This is a genomic window from Agrobacterium vitis (assembly GCF_013337045.2).
In the GTDB taxonomy this organism is placed as follows: domain Bacteria; phylum Pseudomonadota; class Alphaproteobacteria; order Rhizobiales; family Rhizobiaceae; genus Allorhizobium; species Allorhizobium vitis_B.
Genome location: NZ_CP118259.1, coordinates 1,148,754 through 1,167,050, shown reverse-complemented (window position 1 = coordinate 1,167,050; position 18,297 = coordinate 1,148,754). Strand labels below are relative to the sequence as shown.

At 55.9% G+C, this 18,297-nt stretch carries 28 protein-coding genes; 4 read left to right on the top strand and 24 right to left on the bottom strand.

Annotated elements, in window-relative coordinates; translation table 11 throughout:
• Window positions 1-100: 100 nt before the first annotated feature.
• Genes G6L01_RS05500 through sseA form a run of 3 tightly spaced genes read left to right on the top strand, consistent with a single transcriptional unit; the run spans window position 101 to window position 3,332 of the window.
• Window positions 101-1,138: a cysteine synthase A gene (locus tag G6L01_RS05500; protein WP_070167163.1), complete on the top strand. Its 1,038-nt coding sequence runs from the start codon at window positions 101-103 to the stop codon at window positions 1,136-1,138.
• A gap of 5 nt (window positions 1,139-1,143) precedes the next feature.
• On the top strand, window positions 1,144-1,881 hold the full coding sequence (locus tag G6L01_RS05495; RefSeq protein WP_070167164.1) for an alanyl-tRNA editing protein: 738 nt from the start codon (window positions 1,144-1,146) through the stop codon (window positions 1,879-1,881).
• 17 nt (window positions 1,882-1,898) lie between these two features.
• Window positions 1,899-3,332, top strand: coding sequence for a 3-mercaptopyruvate sulfurtransferase (sseA, locus tag G6L01_RS05490; RefSeq protein ID WP_070167165.1), 1,434 nt, complete (start codon window positions 1,899-1,901; stop codon window positions 3,330-3,332).
• Between the two features lie 124 nt (window positions 3,333-3,456).
• Here sseA and G6L01_RS05485 read toward each other — a convergent pair whose 3' ends face one another.
• Complete coding sequence (locus G6L01_RS05485; RefSeq protein WP_070167166.1) at window positions 3,457-3,840, bottom strand: ribosomal maturation YjgA family protein; 384 nt, start codon at window positions 3,838-3,840, stop codon at window positions 3,457-3,459.
• A 123-nt stretch (window positions 3,841-3,963) separates the two neighbouring features.
• On the opposite strand from G6L01_RS05485, the gene G6L01_RS05480 reads away from it, so the two are divergent.
• Entirely contained in the window at window positions 3,964-4,836 is an 873-nt protein-coding gene (locus G6L01_RS05480; RefSeq protein WP_070167167.1) for a DUF817 domain-containing protein, read from the top strand.
• 133 nt (window positions 4,837-4,969) lie between these two features.
• On the opposite strand, the gene G6L01_RS05475 is transcribed toward G6L01_RS05480, so the two are convergent.
• From G6L01_RS05475 to rpsS, 23 genes are all read right to left on the bottom strand, one after another.
• Window positions 4,970-6,028: a purine-nucleoside phosphorylase gene (locus G6L01_RS05475; RefSeq protein ID WP_234891986.1), complete on the bottom strand. Its 1,059-nt coding sequence runs from the start codon at window positions 6,026-6,028 to the stop codon at window positions 4,970-4,972.
• A 250-nt stretch (window positions 6,029-6,278) separates the two neighbouring features.
• The gene (gene rplQ / locus G6L01_RS05470; RefSeq protein ID WP_070167168.1) at window positions 6,279-6,704 is read right to left on the bottom strand and encodes a 50S ribosomal protein L17; all 426 of its coding nucleotides are present in this window, start codon (window positions 6,702-6,704) and stop codon (window positions 6,279-6,281) included.
• A 119-nt stretch (window positions 6,705-6,823) separates the two neighbouring features.
• Window positions 6,824-7,834 carry a DNA-directed RNA polymerase subunit alpha gene (locus G6L01_RS05465; RefSeq protein WP_060715699.1) on the bottom strand — a complete coding sequence of 337 codons (1,011 nt, stop codon included), beginning with the start codon at window positions 7,832-7,834 and terminating at the stop codon, window positions 6,824-6,826.
• Window positions 7,835-7,933: 99 nt separating this feature from the next.
• Window positions 7,934-8,323 (bottom strand): 30S ribosomal protein S11, encoded by a 390-nt coding sequence (gene rpsK, locus G6L01_RS05460; protein ID WP_015915761.1) that lies wholly within the window; start codon window positions 8,321-8,323, stop codon window positions 7,934-7,936.
• Window positions 8,324-8,455: 132 nt separating this feature from the next.
• Window positions 8,456-8,824 carry a 30S ribosomal protein S13 gene (gene rpsM / locus G6L01_RS05455; RefSeq protein ID WP_060715700.1) on the bottom strand — a complete coding sequence of 123 codons (369 nt, stop codon included), beginning with the start codon at window positions 8,822-8,824 and terminating at the stop codon, window positions 8,456-8,458.
• Between the two features lie 229 nt (window positions 8,825-9,053).
• Complete coding sequence (locus tag G6L01_RS05450; RefSeq protein ID WP_070167169.1) at window positions 9,054-9,704, bottom strand: adenylate kinase; 651 nt, start codon at window positions 9,702-9,704, stop codon at window positions 9,054-9,056.
• Window positions 9,701-11,041: a preprotein translocase subunit SecY gene (gene secY, locus G6L01_RS05445; RefSeq protein ID WP_015915758.1), complete on the bottom strand. Its 1,341-nt coding sequence runs from the start codon at window positions 11,039-11,041 to the stop codon at window positions 9,701-9,703. Before secY ends, G6L01_RS05450 begins: the two co-directional genes overlap by 4 nt.
• A 340-nt stretch (window positions 11,042-11,381) precedes the next feature.
• On the bottom strand, window positions 11,382-11,861 hold the full coding sequence (gene rplO, locus G6L01_RS05440) for a 50S ribosomal protein L15 (protein WP_070167170.1): 480 nt from the start codon (window positions 11,859-11,861) through the stop codon (window positions 11,382-11,384).
• 16 nt (window positions 11,862-11,877) lie between these two features.
• Window positions 11,878-12,081: a 50S ribosomal protein L30 gene (gene rpmD / locus G6L01_RS05435; RefSeq protein WP_015915756.1), complete on the bottom strand. Its 204-nt coding sequence runs from the start codon at window positions 12,079-12,081 to the stop codon at window positions 11,878-11,880.
• Between the two features lie 11 nt (window positions 12,082-12,092).
• Window positions 12,093-12,662 carry a 30S ribosomal protein S5 gene (rpsE, locus tag G6L01_RS05430; protein WP_015915755.1) on the bottom strand — a complete coding sequence of 190 codons (570 nt, stop codon included), beginning with the start codon at window positions 12,660-12,662 and terminating at the stop codon, window positions 12,093-12,095.
• A gap of 145 nt (window positions 12,663-12,807) precedes the next feature.
• Entirely contained in the window at window positions 12,808-13,170 is a 363-nt protein-coding gene (rplR, locus tag G6L01_RS05425) for a 50S ribosomal protein L18 (protein WP_015915754.1), read from the bottom strand.
• Window positions 13,171-13,182: 12 nt separating this feature from the next.
• Complete coding sequence (gene rplF, locus G6L01_RS05420; RefSeq protein WP_015915753.1) at window positions 13,183-13,716, bottom strand: 50S ribosomal protein L6; 534 nt, start codon at window positions 13,714-13,716, stop codon at window positions 13,183-13,185.
• A 42-nt stretch (window positions 13,717-13,758) separates the two neighbouring features.
• A complete protein-coding gene (gene rpsH, locus G6L01_RS05415) occupies window positions 13,759-14,157 on the bottom strand; it encodes a 30S ribosomal protein S8 (RefSeq protein ID WP_015915752.1) in 399 nt (132 codons plus the stop codon).
• A gap of 12 nt (window positions 14,158-14,169) precedes the next feature.
• A complete protein-coding gene (rpsN, locus tag G6L01_RS05410) occupies window positions 14,170-14,475 on the bottom strand; it encodes a 30S ribosomal protein S14 (RefSeq protein ID WP_060715702.1) in 306 nt (101 codons plus the stop codon).
• A 33-nt stretch (window positions 14,476-14,508) separates the two neighbouring features.
• Window positions 14,509-15,066: a 50S ribosomal protein L5 gene (gene rplE / locus G6L01_RS05405; protein WP_015915750.1), complete on the bottom strand. Its 558-nt coding sequence runs from the start codon at window positions 15,064-15,066 to the stop codon at window positions 14,509-14,511.
• Window positions 15,059-15,367, bottom strand: a complete 309-nt coding sequence (gene rplX, locus G6L01_RS05400; protein ID WP_015915749.1) for a 50S ribosomal protein L24 — start codon at window positions 15,365-15,367, stop codon at window positions 15,059-15,061. The genes rplE and rplX overlap by 8 nt, the downstream gene beginning before the upstream one ends.
• 15 nt (window positions 15,368-15,382) lie before the next feature.
• Window positions 15,383-15,751, bottom strand: a complete 369-nt coding sequence (gene rplN, locus G6L01_RS05395; protein WP_015915748.1) for a 50S ribosomal protein L14 — start codon at window positions 15,749-15,751, stop codon at window positions 15,383-15,385.
• A gap of 235 nt (window positions 15,752-15,986) precedes the next feature.
• Window positions 15,987-16,223 (bottom strand): 30S ribosomal protein S17, encoded by a 237-nt coding sequence (gene rpsQ / locus G6L01_RS05390; protein ID WP_015915747.1) that lies wholly within the window; start codon window positions 16,221-16,223, stop codon window positions 15,987-15,989.
• 15 nt (window positions 16,224-16,238) lie between these two features.
• A complete protein-coding gene (gene rpmC / locus G6L01_RS05385; RefSeq protein ID WP_015915746.1) occupies window positions 16,239-16,439 on the bottom strand; it encodes a 50S ribosomal protein L29 in 201 nt (66 codons plus the stop codon).
• Between the two features lie 10 nt (window positions 16,440-16,449).
• Complete coding sequence (gene rplP, locus G6L01_RS05380) at window positions 16,450-16,863, bottom strand: 50S ribosomal protein L16 (protein WP_015915745.1); 414 nt, start codon at window positions 16,861-16,863, stop codon at window positions 16,450-16,452.
• Between the two features lie 37 nt (window positions 16,864-16,900).
• Window positions 16,901-17,614: a 30S ribosomal protein S3 gene (gene rpsC / locus G6L01_RS05375; RefSeq protein WP_041696471.1), complete on the bottom strand. Its 714-nt coding sequence runs from the start codon at window positions 17,612-17,614 to the stop codon at window positions 16,901-16,903.
• The gene (rplV, locus tag G6L01_RS05370; RefSeq protein ID WP_015915743.1) at window positions 17,614-18,003 is read right to left on the bottom strand and encodes a 50S ribosomal protein L22; all 390 of its coding nucleotides are present in this window, start codon (window positions 18,001-18,003) and stop codon (window positions 17,614-17,616) included. Before rplV ends, rpsC begins: the two co-directional genes overlap by 1 nt.
• 2 nt (window positions 18,004-18,005) lie before the next feature.
• On the bottom strand, window positions 18,006-18,284 hold the full coding sequence (gene rpsS / locus G6L01_RS05365; protein ID WP_015915742.1) for a 30S ribosomal protein S19: 279 nt from the start codon (window positions 18,282-18,284) through the stop codon (window positions 18,006-18,008).
• Window positions 18,285-18,297: the final 13 nt, after the last annotated feature.

Below are 18,297 nucleotides of genomic sequence, written 5' to 3'. Positions count from 1 at the left end.
TTCCGGGTTGATGCCACAGCAAGAAATTGCATTTCTTGTCATGCGGGGCTTGTAGACCGAAAACACACTTTCTATTGTCCGGGAAACAGAAAGTGCGCTCATGGCATTCCACCCCTCCGTTCTAGACGCCATAGGCAACACGCCGCTGATCCGGCTGAAAGCCGCTTCACAGGCAACCGGTTGCACCATTCTGGGCAAGGCCGAGTTTCTCAATCCCGGCCAGTCCGTGAAGGACCGTGCCGCCCTCTACATTATCCGCGATGCCGAACGGCGCGGATTGCTGCGGCCTGGCGGCGTGATCGTCGAGGGCACCGCCGGTAATACCGGTATCGGCTTGACCCTGGTCGCCAAGGCGCTTGGCTACCGCACCGTGATCGTCATTCCGGAAACCCAGAGCCAGGAAAAGAAGGACGCGCTGCGGCTGCTTGGCGCCGAACTGGTCGAGGTTCCCGCTGTTCCCTACAAGAACCCGAATAACTATGTGAAGCTTTCCGGGCGACTTGCGGCCCAACTGGCGAAAACCGAACCGAACGGCGCGATCTGGGCCAATCAGTTTGACAATACCGCCAATCGCGATGCTCATATCGAGACAACGGCCCGGGAGATTTTCGAGGACACAGGCGGTGCTGTCGATGGATTCATCTGCGCAGTTGGCTCCGGTGGCACGCTGGCTGGCACGGGGATCGGACTGCGAAACCTGAAGCCCGGCGTCAAGATCGGTCTTGCCGATCCCGAAGGAGCCGCGCTCTATGAATTCTACCGGAATGGCGAGTTGAAATCCTCTGGCTCATCAATAAGCGAGGGCATCGGCCAGGGCCGGATTACCGCCAATCTGGAAGGATTTACGCCTGATTTCTCTTACCTGATCCCCGACAGCGAAGCTCTGCCGATCATTTTCGATCTGGTCGAACAGGAAGGCCTCTGCCTTGGCGGCTCTTCCGGCATCAACATTGCCGGTGCCATCAGGTTGGCGCGTGAGCTTGGGCCGGGTCATACCATCGTGACCATTCTGTGCGACTATGGCAATCGCTACCAGTCAAAGCTCTATAATCCGGCCTTCCTCAAGGAAAAGGGCCTGCCGCAGCCGACATGGCTGGGCGGCAAACCTGACATTTCCATTCCCTTCGAACCTGTCTGAGCCCCATGCCAACATTGCCTCTGTTTCGTGACGATTTTTACCTCTCGACGGCTGAGGCGGTGGTGACAGCCGTGCATGAAGACGGCTCAATCGAGCTTGACCAGACCTGCTTTTACGCCACATCCGGCGGCCAGCCAGGCGATACCGGTTTTCTCGAACGCGCCGATGGCTCGACTATCCAGCTCGGGGCAACGCGCCACGGGGCAGACAAGAGCATCATTCTACATCAGCCGCTGGAGGGCCAGCCAAGTCCCGATCTTGGCGAAAAACTGGTCCTGCATGTCGATTGGCAGCGGCGCTACAAATTGATGCGCATGCATACCGCCTGCCATCTGCTGTCGGTGGTCTGCCCGTTTCCCATTACCGGTGCTGCGGTCGGCGAGGATGAAAGCCGGGTGGATTTCGACATGAGCGAAGCCATCGACCGCGAAACGGTAACCGCCGATCTGATGCGGCTGGTGGAGGAAAACCATCCGATCTACCTGGAATGGATCACCGACGCGCAACTGGCCGCCAATCCGGATATCGTCAAATCCAAGAATGTCCGTCCGCCAATGGGTTTGGGTCGCGTTAGCCTTGTTTGCATCGGAGAGAATTCATCCGTTGACAGCCAGCCCTGCGGCGGCACACATGTTTCCGAGACCCAGGAGGTCGGCGCGATTCATATCGCCAAGATCGAGAAAAAGGGCAAGGAGAACCGGCGCTTCCGTATTCGCTTCGGTACGCTGGAACCCTCTGCCTGACAAGCATGGAGAGAAGCATGTCTGCGGAGAAAAGCCGTTTCGTCGTATCGGCCGAGTGGGTACAGAAGCAATTGGGCGCACCTCAATTCAAGGTGGTCGATGCATCGGTGTATTTGCCAATTCACAACCGTAATGCGGCAGATGAATATGCCAGCGGCCACATTCCTGGCGCTGTGTTTTTCGATCAAGACCAAATCGCAGATCATTCCACCTCTTTGCCCCACACCTTGCCCTCACCAGAGAGATTTTCCGAGGCTGTTGGCAAGCTCGGCATTGCCGACACCGACACTATTGTTGTCTATGACGGACCCGGAGTTTATTCCGCACCGCGCGTCTGGTGGATGCTGCGTGTGATGGGTGCGCGCGATGTGTTTGTTCTCGATGGTGGTCTGGATGGCTGGAAGCAGCAGGGTCTGCCTTTGGAAACCGACTTACCCGAGCCTGCACCCGCAACATTCAATGCAACATTCAACGAAGCCCAGGTAACATCCTTCGCCGAAATGCGCACAATTGTCGATGATGGCTTGAAGCAGGTGGCAGACGCGCGCCCCGCAGGACGCTTCACCGGTCAGGATGCCGAACCACGGGCCGGCATGCGCTCTGGCCATATGCCGGGCGCGCGTTCTGTGCCTGCCTCGATTTTGAGCGAGAATGGCCGGTTGAAAGACCTCTCGACATTGCGAAAGATTTTCACCGAGGCGGGCATCGACCTGACCCGTCCGATCGTTACCAGCTGCGGCTCCGGCGTTACAGCTGCGGCGGTGACGCTGGCGCTGCAATCGCTCGGCCATCACGATAATACGCTCTATGACGGTTCCTGGTCTGAATGGGGCTCCCGCAAGGACACTCCTGTCGTGACCGGACCGGCAGACGCGATTGAGGGCGAGTTACCTACGCTTCTGACCGCCCATGTCACCAAGCTGGAAATGACCGCCCCGCCGAAATCCAGCTTGCCAGTGCCAATCAATATCCAGACGGCGATCATCCGCGCCACCGAAATGCCCCTGCCCTATTACCGCTTCCTCTATCGCCAGGTCGGCTCCCGCTGGCACTGGTACAAGCGCCTGCAGATGACCGATGCCGAGCTGAAGGCGGCCATCCATAGCCCGGATGTGTCAATCTGTGTGCTTTACGTCAATGGCGCACCAGCGGGCTTCTTCGAACTGACCCAGCAACAGGACAATACCGTCGAGCTTTCCTATTTCGGCCTGTTTGAACATGCACTGGGGCTTGGAATCGGCAAATGGTTCCTGCTCCAGGCGCTCTATGCCGCATGGTCGACCGCACCAACCAAAATTTCGGTGATGACAAATACACTCGACCATCCCCGTGCCCTGCAACTCTACCAGCAGTTTGGCTTTTCCCCGGTTGAGACCTGGCAGGAATTGGTGGAGCCACCCTCGGAATCCAGTTTGCTGGACATTTTGAAGCGGGATTACAACATTCAGTGATGGGCTGTGACGCCGGTTAATTCTTCTTCGAGCCTGTCAGGTTTAGATTGAACCCGACAGGCTCGAATCCATTCAGTTCAGCAATGGGATAATCGACGGGCAACACCATCAACCTTTCGGACACTCACTTCTTAGGTGAGAATGCAAGCCGGTCCAGCAAGCTAGCGATGACAATGCCCAAACAATAAGCCACGATGTTCCACGGTGAAAAAATCCGGCCGAGCAGCAAGGAACCCGCCATAGTCAAACGGAAAGCATCCAGCTCCGGCGTATGGATCAACCTGGACAATTCGACAGCAATCGCCACGGCCAAAGAAGCGACCAAAGACCGCCGGAATGCAACCAAAACAATAGCGGTCAATCCATAGACCATAGCTCCCCACAAAATCGACCCGCCATACTTGACGAAAAAGAACGGCAAACCAAACTGATAGCCTTTAACCCGCAAAAGGAGACCAGCAATAATCACGCCTAACGACGCCACCAATAGAATAAGCTTTCTTTGCAATGGGCTATGTTCTCCGATCCCTACAATAGACAAGTTGGATCCTCTTCAAAAACCGTCCCTCTCCAACATTGCACATTTTTGAAGCGTATAAGTTCCAGTGAATTATGCAGCAGGCAAGATCGTATGACAGATCCCCGCACACGCCAAGCGTTCTCACTTCATCGCCTTGATGACATTCTTGAGCAGAGTCGGCCATTCAACAATCTCTCAGGTCTGCGCCGATTTATTGTCGAGTTTCTCTATTTTGGAATAAAAGAGGCCCGCGCCTGTCTTTTTGTCGGACTGTTTTTTCTGGCGGTTTTCCTCGTGCCGCGCGGTGGCATTCTCGGTGTTGCCCGCTACGATATACTTTTGTTTATCGCTCTTGCCATTCAAGCGATCATGCTGATCGGCAAACTGGAGACATGGGACGAAGCCAAGGCAATCGCGCTCTTCCATGCACTTGGTTTTGCTCTTGAAGTTTTCAAGACATCCGGCGCACTTCCATCTTGGTCTTATCCTGATCCAGGATTGAGCAAACTATTCGGTGTTCCTCTATTTTCCGGCTTCATGTACGCGGGTGTCGGCTCCTACATCATACAAGCCTGGAGGTTATTCGACCTGCGTGTTCGCCATCACCCACCATATTGGATGACGGCGCTAGTCGCAGTGGCAATATACGCAAACTTTTTCACCCATCACTATATCGGCGACTACCGCTGGTATATTGCCGCTTGCGCGCTGGGCCTCTACGCCCGAACCACTGTGATTTTCCGTCCATATGACAAAGACCGATGGATGCCTCTGTTTGTGGCATTTATCCTCATAGGATTTTTTATATGGCTTGCGGAAAATATCAGCACATTTTTTGGTATCTGGCGCTATCCGAACCAGATGAACTATTGGTCCATGGTTCATCTTGGTAAGTGGAGTTCGTGGTCCTTGTTGGTGATCATGTCATTTGTGATCGTCACGCAATTGAAACATATTAAAACAAGGATACACATACCTCAATAATAAGCGCATCGACCTTCTGGCGGTCCCGATTGTCAGGACATGAAGGCGCGAAAACACACCGCGTCTTCAATGCCTTGATTTTTATTGTGGAGCTCAAAAACGAATAAGGCGCTCAAGATACATACAATATGTCTTATTTTCCGCCATTGCGTTCCTTCCACGTTTTCCAGTCCGCGATAACGACATCGGCGAAACGACTTCCCACTCGATAAGCATTTGTAACTGATGGCATGAAGCCGCCGGACTTCGAAGTCAGCGATTCGATAGCGGTGCGGCCAAACGGTTCGCGGTCGAAATTGGACGCTGTGCGCAACACCAGAATACGGTTGAAATCGAGGCGCCCGGCCTCCGAGGCCCGCTTCAAAGCTGTCAGCGTCGCATTATCCTCCATTTGGGTGGTGCAGTAATGGGCTTTTCCATCGGTGACCAGGGTAGCAAATCGTTCCGTGGCTTCAGCGTTCTTGACCCCATGCCAGTAGGTATCGCCTGAGACCGTGTCGCAAATCTTCACAGACGGAGCCGCCTTGGCTGCCGGCGCGGCATAGGCGGCGCGATAGGTCTTGGCAGCATCGCTGTCCATCAGTTCAACGGACCCGGTCACCGCCATGGCCTTCTGGACCAGAGCCTCGTTCAGCGCGTAGACTTCTGTCCCCGCCGCCCAGGTCGGTTTGCCCGTCGGACTTGCCGCACCCAGCGGCACCTGCCCGTCTGGCCAGTCCTTGTCGATCTGGCGGGCATCGATATCATGCCGCAATCCGCCATCCACCACATATCTGGCCCAGAGCGCCGACCCCAGAGTTCCCTCCTTCGGATTGACGCCGGCAATGCCTGCGATCAACACATAGGTGTTGCGGAGATCGAACCGACGGTCGAACGCGACCGCCATGGTCGAGCTCGCCGCATTGGCATAGCCCATTGCCGTGGTCATCACGCAGAGGCCCTGACGATCGCAAACGACCTCCGGATACTCTTTCGACAGGCCTGGCACTTTAACCTTCGTCGTCAGCTTGCGCCCTGCCAGCCACGGCTTGGTCTCTTCGCCAAACATGGTGATAACGAGAACCTTCGGAGCAATCGTTTTCACTCCCCGGCTGGAAGCCGACGACGCGGCATGACTGACAATGGCGCTCGACGCCACCGTCAACGCAGTGACAATCATCGCTGTGGCGAATGCAGGCAATCTTGGCATCATGGGATAGGTCTCTTTGTCGAAGGGCAATGGCAGCATTGCAGGGAGGGAGATCTCCTTCTTAGCCCGGACAGAATTTCAGGTCAAAACCATAGACCAGAGGCATAGGCGATCCTGAACATTAACCAACAACGGCGCGACGCCTAAACACAACTACTCCCGGAAAGACTTGGAGTAGCGAGCCAGAAAACGGAAAAGGGCCGGATGGTTTCCCATCCGGCCCTGAAACAAACGACTTAACGTCGCTTATGGCTTATGCTGCTTCAGCGGTTTCTGCTTCAGCGGCAACGCGAGCCTTGTCAGCTGCACCCTTGGCGTCGATATCGCGCTCAACGAACTCGATAACGGCCAGAGGAGCATTGTCGCCCTGACGGAAGCCAGCCTTCATGATGCGAAGGTAGCCGCCGTTACGGCTGGCGTAACGGGTAGCAATCGCATCGAACAGCTTGCGAACAGCATCCTGATCCTTGATCTGCGAAATGGCCTGACGACGAGCGTGCAGGTCGCCACGCTTGCCGAGTGTGACAAGCCGTTCGACGATCGGGCGAATTTCCTTCGCCTTCGGAAGGGTGGTGACAATCTGCTCATGGGTGATGAGCGAAGCCGCCATATTGGCAAACATTGCCTTACGGTGGCTTGCGGTACGGTTCAGCTTGCGGCCGGCTTTCTGATGGCGCATGGCTATTCTCCTTCAATGCAGGTTCCCGCGCTTGTTGCGGCCCTGCCGTTTCCTGACACATACGGATCAAGATCCGCAGTTTGACTGGAAAGGCAGAGTTCAACCTGCCTTATCTAAGATTAATATTGGTCTTCGTAGCGCTTGGCGAGATCTTCGATGTTTTCCGGCGGCCAGGCAGGAACTTCCATACCCAGATGCAGGCCCATGGAAGCCAAAACTTCCTTGATCTCGTTCAGCGACTTGCGACCAAAGTTCGGCGTGCGCAGCATTTCGGCTTCGGTCTTCTGGATCAGATCGCCAATATACACGATATTGTCGTTCTTCAGGCAGTTGGCCGAACGAACCGAAAGCTCGAGTTCGTCGACCTTCTTCAAGAGAGCCGGGTTGAAAGCCAGTTCTGTAACGGCTTCCTCTTCAGCTTCACGCTGCGGCTCATCGAAGTTGACGAAGACAGACAGCTGATCCTGGAGAATACGGGCAGCGAAAGCCACCGCATCTTCACCCGAAACAGACCCATCAGTCTCGATCGTCATGGTCAGCTTGTCGTAGTCAAGAACCTGGCCTTCGCGGGTGTTTTCCACCTTGTAGGACACTTTCTTGACCGGCGAATAGAGGCTGTCGACCGGGATAAGCCCAATCGGCGCATCTTCTGCGCGGTTACGATCGGCGGGGACATAGCCCTTGCCGTTGTTGACCGTGAATTCCATCCGGATTTCCGCGCCTTCATCCAAAGTGCAGATGACGTGGTTCGGATTGAGGATCTCGATATCGCCAACCGTCTGGATATCTCCAGCGGTCACGACGCCTGGACCCTGCTTGCGGACGACCATGCGCTTGGCATCGTCGCCGTCCATCTTGATGGCAATTTCCTTGATGTTCAAAACGATGTCGGTGACATCTTCGCGAACACCTGGGATCGACGAGAATTCATGCAGAACGCCGTCGATTTGAACTGCCGTCACGGCAGCACCACGCAGCGACGACAGCAAAACGCGACGAAGCGCGTTGCCGAGCGTCAGACCGAAGCCCCGCTCAAGCGGTTCAGCAACCAGGGTTGCCTTGGTGCGACCGCTGGAGGAGAACTCAACCTTGTTCGGCTTGATCAGTTCCTGCCAATTCTTCTGAATCATATGTTTACCTTCCGTTCGTCGCCACTATTCAATCGTGACGACCGAGCATGAGAAGAACCGGGACCGCATCTGCGCATATCCCGGCCGGACGAAGAATGATCAGACGCGGCGCTTCTTGCGAGGACGGCAGCCATTGTGCGGGATCGGGGTCACATCGCGGATCGAGGTGATCATGAAGCCCGCAGCCTGCAAAGCACGCAGAGCCGATTCACGGCCAGAACCAGGACCGCAAACTTCGACTTCCAGCGACTTCATGCCGTGTTCCTGAGCCTTCTTGGCGCAATCTTCAGCAGCGATCTGAGCGGCAAACGGGGTCGACTTACGCGAACCCTTGAAGCCCTTGGCACCAGCGGACGACCAGGCAATTGCATTGCCCTGCGCGTCGGTGATGGTGATCATCGTATTGTTGAATGTCGAGTTGACGTGCGCAACACCCGACGAAATATTTTTGCGCTCTCTACGGCGAACGCGTGTGGCTTCCTTGGCCATTCAATTCCCTTTCATTGATCTCGACACCGCCGTAACACCAGCGGCTCCACCGGAAAGGACAACGTGCCCTTTCCAAAACTGCAACAAGGCCGGCACTGACGTGCCAGCCTCAAGCTCGCCATACAGCGAAACTTACTTCTTCTTACCAGCGATAGCCTTTGCCGGACCCTTGCGAGTACGAGCATTGGTATGGGTACGCTGACCGCGAACAGGCAGACCGCGACGATGGCGCAGACCGCGGTAGCAGCCCAAATCCATCAAGCGCTTGATGTTCATTGCGGTGTCGCGACGCAGGTCACCTTCGACCTGGTAATCGCGGTCGATGGTTTCACGGATAGCCAGAACTTCAGCATCTGTCAGCTGATGAACGCGGCGGTCGGCGGCAAGACCAACCTTTTCCATGATTTCCTGTGCGAACTTCGGACCAATCCCATGAATATAGGTCAGCGCGATAACTACGCGCTTTGCCGTTGGGATGTTGACGCCAGCGATACGTGCCACGCCTATTCTCCTTGCGTTCCAGTTGCCATCCGGCAAGTGGTGTGTCGTTTGACAGCCGTGACAAGGCCGCCGATTGATTTTTGGGTTCTCAACAAGTCAAAACGACCGAACCCGTCTTCCTCCGTAGGAAGAACGCGCCGACCGTTGATCTTTAGCGAGTTGGCGCGCTATCTAGCGGAATCGGTAACGAAAAGCAACCGTTCCACTAAAGAAATTCATGGAAATCCGGTCAGAGACCGGACAACACAGCCTCGATTTCCGCCGTAACCTGGTCGATTTCGGCCATACCGTCGACAGAATGGAGTTTTCCCTTGGCATAGTAATAGCCGATCAAGGGAGAAGTCTCCTTATAATAGGCCTGTAGACGGGTCTTTACCGTATCGCGATTGTCATCGGGACGGCGCTTGAAGTGAGTTGATCCGCATTTGTCGCAGACCCCCTCCACCTTCGGCTTGAGATTCTCGTCATGATAACCCGTCCCGCAATTGGCACAGGTATAACGACCAGCGATTCGATCCGCTAGAATTTCGTCTTCGACCCTGATTTCAACCACAGCCGAAAGCTCAAGGCCCTTAACCGCAAGCATATTCTCCGTAGCATCCGCCTGGATCAAGGTCCGCGGAAACCCATCGAGAATGAATCCATTGCGGCAATCATCTTGATCGATCCGCTCGGAAACGATGGCGATGACGATATCGTCCGAAACCAGTTTCCCGGCATCCATCACCGCCTTGGCGCGCTTACCGACCTCAGTCTGAGCCGACACAGCGGCCCGGAGCATATCCCCCGTCGACAATTGCGGAATACCGTACTTGTCGACGATCCTCTGGGCCTGAGTGCCTTTACCCGCACCCGGAGGCCCCAATAGAATTAACCTCATCGTCCCCTCTTTCCTCCACGCAACTTCGATTTCTTGATCAGCCCCTCATATTGCTGAGCAATCAGGTGACCCTGTACCTGTGCTACCGTATCCAGGGTAACGCTGACAACAATCAAAAGCGACGTACCACCAAGGGATAAGGGCACCCCGGTCTGAGAAACCAAAATTTCGGGAAGGATACAGACGAAGACAAGGTAGATGGCGCCAACGACTGTGATTCGCGTCAGCACATAATCGATATATTCAGCTGTTCGCTCACCGGGACGAATCCCTGGAATAAAGCCGCCATGCTTTTTCAGATTGTCGGCCGTGTCCTTCGGATTGAAAACAATGGCCGTATAGAAGAATGCAAAGAAGCCGATCAGCAGCGCATAGAGCACCATATAGGCAGGTTGACCATGGCCAAGCGCGCTGATGATGGTGGTCGCCCAGGCGGGCAGCGTTGAGCCACCGGTAAAGCCGGCAGCTGTCGCTGGCAGCAGCAAGAGCGACGATGCGAAGATCGCGGGGATAACGCCTGAGGTGTTCAGCTTCAGCGGCAGATGCGAGGTATCACCCTGGAACATCCGGTTGCCGACCTGACGCTTCGGATACTGTATCAGCAAGCGGCGCTGGGCACGCTCGAAGAACACGATCAGCGCAATCACGCCGATTGCCACCAGGATCACCGTCAGGATCAAGGCTGTGGACAAAGCGCCTGTGCGGCCTAGCTCCAACGTACCGGCAAGTGCGGTCGGGAGACCTGCGGCAATACCCGCGAAGATAATCAGCGAAATACCGTTACCGATACCGCGCGACGTGATCTGCTCGCCAAGCCACATAAGGAACATCGTACCGCCCAGCAGCGTCACGACGGTCGACAGCCGGAAGAACAAGCCAGGATCGGTCACCAAGCCATTGCCGTGCTCCAGCCCAACCGCAATGCCATAGGCTTGCAGCGTGCCGAGCAGAACAGTGCCGTAGCGGGTATATTGATTGATGATCTTGCGCCCCTGCTCACCTTCCTTCTTGAGGTTTTCAAGCGAGGGAACAACTGATGTCATCAGCTGGACGATAATCGAAGCGGAAATATAGGGCATGATGCCGAGGGCGAAAATCGCCATGCGCTGCACTGCGCCACCGGAAAACATGTTGAACAGCCCGAGAATACCACCGGACTGGCCTTTAAAGGCAGCCGCATAGGCCTCGGGGTTGAGGCCAGGCAGCGGAATGTGGGTACCTAGACGATAGACAAGAAGGGCGGCCAGCGTGAACCAGATGCGCTTTTTCAAATCCTCTGCCTTCGCAAAGGTTGAAAAGTTCAGGTTCGAGGCCAATTGTTCCGCTGCAGAAGCCATAAAATTCTCCGCGTACCATATACGGCGGCTTGATAATGGACAGCCTGCCGAAGGTAAAGTTCGTTCTCTCTCGCAGAAAACCGGGGGCGGAGCGATTGCATTGCAACCAGATGCCTCTCCCTCTGTTTCCGAAATTCCCGGAAGACGGAACATAAAGCGTCGTGTATTTTTTCAAACACAACAAAACTGCTTTATCACTCAAAAAGTGCTGTGTCGCTTTCTCCCCAAACCAAGATGATTTGGGGAGAAAGCGACACAGGGGCCGCCCATGGGTCGCGAGGCACACATATGGTAGAAAAATCGCCCGGTGTGAAGCACCCCGGGCGATAAATTTAATCGATTATTCCGACTTTTCCGCAGCAGCTGAAAGCTGCTTGATCGAGCCACCTGCCTTTTCGATCTTTTCGACCGCAGGCTTGGAGGCACCGGCAACTTCAATCGTTACCTTCGTCGTCAATTCACCGTCACCGAGGACGCGAACACCGTCCTTGAGGCGGCGAATCACGCCAGCAGCCTTGAGAGCTGCTGCATCGATAGTGGCGGAAGCGTCGAGCTTGCCAGCATCGATCGCCGTCTGAATCCGGCCGAGCGAAACGGTCGTGAATTCGGAAGCGAAGATGTTGTTGAAGCCACGCTTCGGCAGGCGACGATAGATCGGCATCTGGCCGCCTTCGAAGCCATTGACGGCTACGCCGGAACGCGCCTTCTGACCCTTGACGCCACGGCCACCGGTCTTGCCCTTGCCGGAACCGATACCGCGACCTACGCGGATACGATCCTTGCTGGAACCTTCGTTGTCTTTGATTTCATTCAGTTTCATGACAGTTTCCTCCGTCTCACTTCTCGTCGACGACGCGAACGAGATGCTGGACAGCACGGATCATGCCACGAACCGAAGGCGTATCTTCCAACGTGCGGACCCGATGCATCTTGTTGAGACCCAGGCCGATAAGCGTCTGGCGCTGTACAGCCGGGCGGCGAATAGGCGAACCGATCTGCTCGACCGTGATCGTCTTCTGGGCTTCAGTGTTCTTGGCCATTGTCCAGCTCCTTATTCTTCAGAACCGTTGCCGGACGCGGCACGACGAGCCTGCAAGGTCGCATACTTCAGGCCACGCTGTGCAGCGACGTCCTTTGGATGAACCTGGTGCTTCAGCGCGTCAAACGTTGCACGAACCATGTTGTAAGGGTTCGACGAACCGGTCGACTTGGCAACAACGTCATGCATGCCGAGCGTTTCGAAAACGGCGCGCATCGGACCACCAGCGATGATACCAGTACCAGCCTTCGCAGACCGCAGCAGCACCTTGCCAGCGCCGTGACGGCCATGAACGTCATGATGCAGCGTACGGCCATCACGCAGCGGTACGAAAATCAGGTCGCGCTTGGCGGATTCGGTTGCCTTGCGGATGGCTTCCGGCACTTCACGTGCCTTGCCATGACCGAAGCCAACGCGACCCTTCTGGTCGCCGACGACGACGAGAGCAGCGAAACCAAAACGACGGCCGCCCTTGACGACCTTGGCGACGCGATTGATGGCGACCAGCTTGTCGACAAATTCGCTATCGCGCTCTTCACGGTTCTGACGGTCGTCCCGCGAACCACGCTTTTCTTGTGCCATTGTCCTTTTCCTTTTTTCTTTTCCGGGTGCAATCGGCAGATTACAATCTTGAATTCGGCCCTCCCCTTTTAGGGTTGGGCTCCTCCGGCATATGCGGCAAAGCCGCGAAACCGCCCGGATACCAGCGCATCCGGGCGGCTATTCCTTAGAAGGACAGACCGCCTTCGCGGGCGGCTTCTGCCAGTGCCTTGATGCGGCCATGATAGATGAAGGCGCCGCGATCGAACACGACTTCCTTCACACCGGCGGCAACAGCACGCTCGGCGACCAGCTTGCCAACAGCAGCAGCTGCTGCTGTGTCGGCGCCGGTCTTCAGCGAAGAGCGCAGGCTGCCGTCGAGGGTCGATGCAGCAGCCAGCGTGCGGCCGGCCACGTCGTCGATAACCTGGACGTAGATGTTCTTCGAAGAGCGATGTACCGACAGACGCGGACGGCCATTGGCCACCGCCTTGATCTGACGCCGTACGCGGTTGGCACGACGTACAAGTGCTTCTTTTCTGCTTGCCATTTCGCGCGTTCCTTACTTCTTCTTGCCTTCTTTGCGGACGATCCGCTCTTCGGCATACTTGACGCCCTTGCCCTTGTAGGGCTCGGGGCCGCGATATTCGCGGATCTCGGCAGCGACCTGACCGACCTGCTGCTTGTTGATCCCGGAAACCACGATTTCCGTCGGCTTCGGAACGGCGATAGTGATGCCCTGCGGCGGCTCATACACAACGTCGTGGCTGAAACCGAGCGCCAGCTGCAGGTTCTTGCCCTGCAAAGATGCGCGGTAACCAACGCCGTTGATTTCGAGCTTGCGCTCGTAGCCGTCCTTGACACCCTTCAGGATGTTTTCGATCATCGTGCGGGACATGCCCCACTTTGAACGTGCATCCTTGGAGTCGTTGACTGGCTTGACGACAATTGCATTGTCCTCAAGCGCAACCGAGATTTCGTCATTTGCGACGAAGAAGAGTTCGCCCTTCGGGCCCTTGGCAGTTACTTTCTGGCCATCAACCGAGGCCGTGATCCCTGCAGGAACCTGAACGGGCTTTTTACCGATACGAGACATGTGATTATCCTGTCTGTTCGCTAGGGAGATCTCTGCGCTGTCTTAGAAGACAGAGCAGAGAACCTCGCCACCAACATTCTGTTCGCGAGCCTGGTGATCGGCCATTACGCCCTTCGGAGTCGAAAGGATGGTAATGCCGAGGCCGTTCGCGACCTGCGGAATGGACTTAACCGAGACATAGACTCGGCGGCCCGGCTTGGACACGCGGCCGATCTCACGGATCACCGACGCGCCTTCATAATATTTCAGTTCGATCGTGATCTCGGCCTTGCCGTTACCATGGTCGATTTCAGAATAGCCACGAATGTAGCCTTCAGCCTGAAGAACATCCAGAACGCGCGCACGCAGCTTGGAAGCCGGAGTAACCACCGAAGCCTTGCGGCGGGCAGCACCATTCCGGATACGGGTGAGCATATCGCCCAACGGATCAGTCATCGTCATTTGCCCGTCTCCTTACCAGCTCGACTTTACAATACCCGGCACCTTGCCGGAATTGCCAAGCTCACGAAGTGCGATACGCGACATCTTGAGCTTGCGATAAAATGCACGCGGACGACCGGTGACTTCGCAACGGTTACGGATGCGGGTCTTGGAGCCGTCACGCGGCATTTCTGCCAGCTTCAGGGTTGCCTTGAAACGGTCCTCGATCGACAGGGACTGGTTCATGATGATTGCCTTCAGCTCGGCACGCTTGCCGGATTGCTGGGCAACTGTCTTGCGGCGGCGCTTGTTCTTTTCAACTGCGCTTGTCTTCGCCATATTGAAGTTCCTCTTCTACGCTCGTCGTTACGGTTATTGACGGAAGGGGAAGTTGAACTCTTTTAGAAGAGCCCGTGCTTCGTCATCCGTAGGAGCCGTCGTGCAAACGATGATGTCCATGCCCCACATCTGATCAACCTTATCGTAGTTGATCTCTGGGAACACAATGTGTTCCTTGATGCCCATGGCGAAGTTGCCACGGCCGTCAAAGCTCTTCGGGTTCAAGCCCCGGAAGTCGCGAACGCGCGGAAGCGCGATGTTGATCAGACGGTCCATGAACTCATACATGCGAGCGCCGCGCAGGGTAACCTTTGCGCCAATCGGCATGTCTTCGCGGACCTTGAAACCAGCGATAGAGTTACGGGCCCGGGTAATGACCGGCTTCTGACCAGCAATAGCCGCCAGATCCGCAGCAGCAACCGTGGGCTTCTTGGAATCGGCAGTTGCCTCGCCCACGCCCATGTTGATGACGATCTTGTCAAGCTTCGGAATCTGCATTTCGTTGGCGTAGGAAAACTGCTCCCGAAGCGCCTGACGAATGCGGCTTACATATTCTGCCTTGAGCCGTGGCTCATACTTGGTCTCAGCCATCGATCACTTCCCCCGAACGCTTGGCAACGCGAACCTTCTTGCCGTCAACAACGGAGAAACCAACGCGAGTCGGCTTGCCGTCCTTGTCTGCGATAGCAAGGTTGGAAAGGTGCACAGAGGCTTCCTTGTTGATGATACCGGCTTCCTGGGTCTGCGTCTGGCGCTGGTGGCGCTTTACGACGTTGATCCCCTGAACGACCGCACGGTCTTCCTTCGGCATCACTTGAATGACTTCACCAGAACGACCCTTGTCCTTGCCGGTGAGTACGACGACTTTGTCGCCCTTACGAATCTTTTGCATCGTCAATCGCTCCCCTTAAAGAACTTCAGGAGCCAGCGAGATGATCTTCATGTGGTTCTTAGCGCGAAGTTCGCGCGGAACCGGTCCGAAGATACGGCTGCCGATTGGCTCTTTCTTGTTGTCGATAAGAACGGCTGCGTTGTTATCGAAGCGGATGACGCTGCCGTCGGCGCGACGGATGTCCTTGGCGGTGCGAACCACCACGGCTTTCATCACATCACCCTTTTTCACGCGGCCGCGCGGAATAGCTTCCTTGATCGAAACGACGATAATGTCGCCGACCGAAGCGTATTTGCGCTTAGAACCGCCCAGCACTTTGATGCACATGACACGACGCGCGCCGGAATTATCGGCAACGTCGAGGTTAGTCTGCATCTGAATCATGTCAGGTCGCCTTCTCGTTATACCGGAACGGTTGGGCGATGCCCCCTATTCCGGCTTATGGATCTTTATGTCTTTTCGAGCGGAGGAGGATCTTGCCAAGGTGGTTTCCTTAAAAAGGACCTTCCCTGCGCTCAAAGCAAAAGAACGCTCTCGATGGAGCGTTCTTGCGCCGTTGCGGTGCTTCTACAGATTTTTGGGAAAGGCGCAAGTGGCCCCCCCCCCATTTCTCTGCAAATTAAGCCTGGGCGGAAACGACCGTCCAGCACTTATCCTTGGAAATCGGTGCGCATTCCTCGATGGAAACCACGTCACCAATCTTATACTGATTGCTCTCGTCGTGAGCCTTGTATTTCTTCGAGCGACGAACGGTCTTCTGAAGCAGCGGGTGAGCGAATCGACGCTCAACCCGGACTACAACGGTCTTCTCGTTCTTGTCGCTGACCACGACGCCCTGCAGAATGCGTTTCGGCATTGTTCTTCTGGTCCTTTAGGCCTTGGCTTCTGCCGCCTTCTGGCGGGCAATGGTTTTCACGCGGGCGATGTCCTTACGGACCTCGTTGATGCGCGAGGACTTTTCGAGCTGGCCAGTTGCCTTCTGGAAGCGCAGGTTGAACTGCTCCTTCTTCAGGTTGCCCAACTCATCCTTCAACTGATCAGCGCTCATGGCGCGTGCGTCTGCGGCTTTCATGGCTTGATCCTTACTCTGCAATGCGCTGTACGAAGCGCGTTTTCACCGAGAGCTTGGCCGAGCCGAGACGCAGCGCCTCGCGGGCGATTTCCTCGGACACACCGTCGATCTCGAACATCATACGGCCGGGCTTGACCTTACATGCCCAGTATTCGACAGAGCCCTTACCCTTACCCATACGGACTTCGGTAGGCTTTGCCGTGACCGGCACATCGGGGAATACCCGGATCCACACGCGACCTGCGCGCTTCATGTAACGCGTGATCGCGCGGCGAGCCGCTTCGATCTCGCGTGCATTGACGCGGTTGGGCTCAAGAGCCTTCAGGCCGAATTCACCGAACGCCAGGTCGAAACCGCCCTTGGCAACGCCCTTGATGCGTCCCTTGAACTGCTTGCGGTACTTGGTACGCTTTGGCTGCAACATTTATCTATTCTCCGAACTTTTCTCCGGGCGCGCCTAATCAGGCGTTCTCGCGACGACGGTTGTTGTTGTTGCCGCCTTGGGCGTCGCTTTCCAGCGCCCGGCGCTCGGAGGCCATTGGATCGTGCTCAAGGATTTCGCCCTTGAAGATCCAGACCTTGATGCCGCAAATACCATAAGCGGTCGTAGCTTCCGCTACACCGTAATCGATATCGGCACGCAGCGTATGAAGCGGCACGCGACCTTCGCGGTACCATTCTGTACGGGCGATTTCGGCACCACCGAGACGGCCAGCGCAAGTGATCTTGATGCCTTCGGCACCCAGACGCATGGCGGACTGTACGGCGCGCTTCATGGCACGACGGAACGCGATACGGCGCTCGAGCTGCTGGGCGATCGACTGAGCGACCAGCGTAGCATCGACTTCCGGCTTGCGCACTTCAACAATGTTGAGGTGCGTTTCGGAATTGGTCATTTCGGAAAGCTTCTTGCGAAGCTTTTCGATGTCTGCACCCTTCTTGCCGATGATCAGACCGGGACGGGCCGAGTGGATCGTGACGCGGCACTTCTTGTGCGGACGCTCGATAACCACCTTGGCGATACCGGCCTGCTTCAGCTCATCCATCAAATAGGCGCGGATCTTCAGGTCTTCATGAAGAAGCTTGCCATATTCGGCGTTGTCGGCGAACCAACGGCTATCCCAAGTCCTGTTAATGCCCAGGCGGAAACCGATTGGATTGATTTTCTGACCCATTATGCGGCCTCCCCTTTGGCTTCGACTTCGCGCACGACAATCGTCAGATGCGAGAATGGCTTTTCAATGCGCGATGCGCGGCCACGGCCACGAGCGTGGAAACGCTTCATGGTGATCGATTTACCAACATAGGCTTCGGCGACGATCAACTGATCGACGTCGAGGTCGTGGTTGTTCTCGGCGTTTGCAATAGCCGATTCCAGTGTCTTCTTCACTGTATCTGCAATGCGCTTGCGCGAGAATGTCAGGTCGGCCAGAGCGCGGTCGACCTTCTTGCCACGGATCAAAGCTGCAACCAGGTTGAGCTTCTGAGGGCTGACGCGGAGCGTGCGCGCAACGGCCTGCGCCTCGTTATCCTTCAGCCGGCGTTCGGCTTTTGCCTTGCCCATCGTTACTTCCTCTTCGCTTTCTTGTCCGCACCGTGACCGTAATAGGTCCGGGTCGGAGCGAATTCACCGAATTTATGGCCAACCATGTCTTCGTTGACGCTGACCGGGATATGCTTGCTGCCGTTATAGACGCCGAACGTCAAACCGACAAACTGAGGCAAGATCGTGGACCGACGGGTCCACATCTTGATCACTTCGCTACGACCGCTCTCGCGAACTTTTTCAGCCTTCTTAAGAAGGTAGCCGTCAACGAAGGGGCCTTTCCATACTGAACGAGCCATCTCTGACTACCTC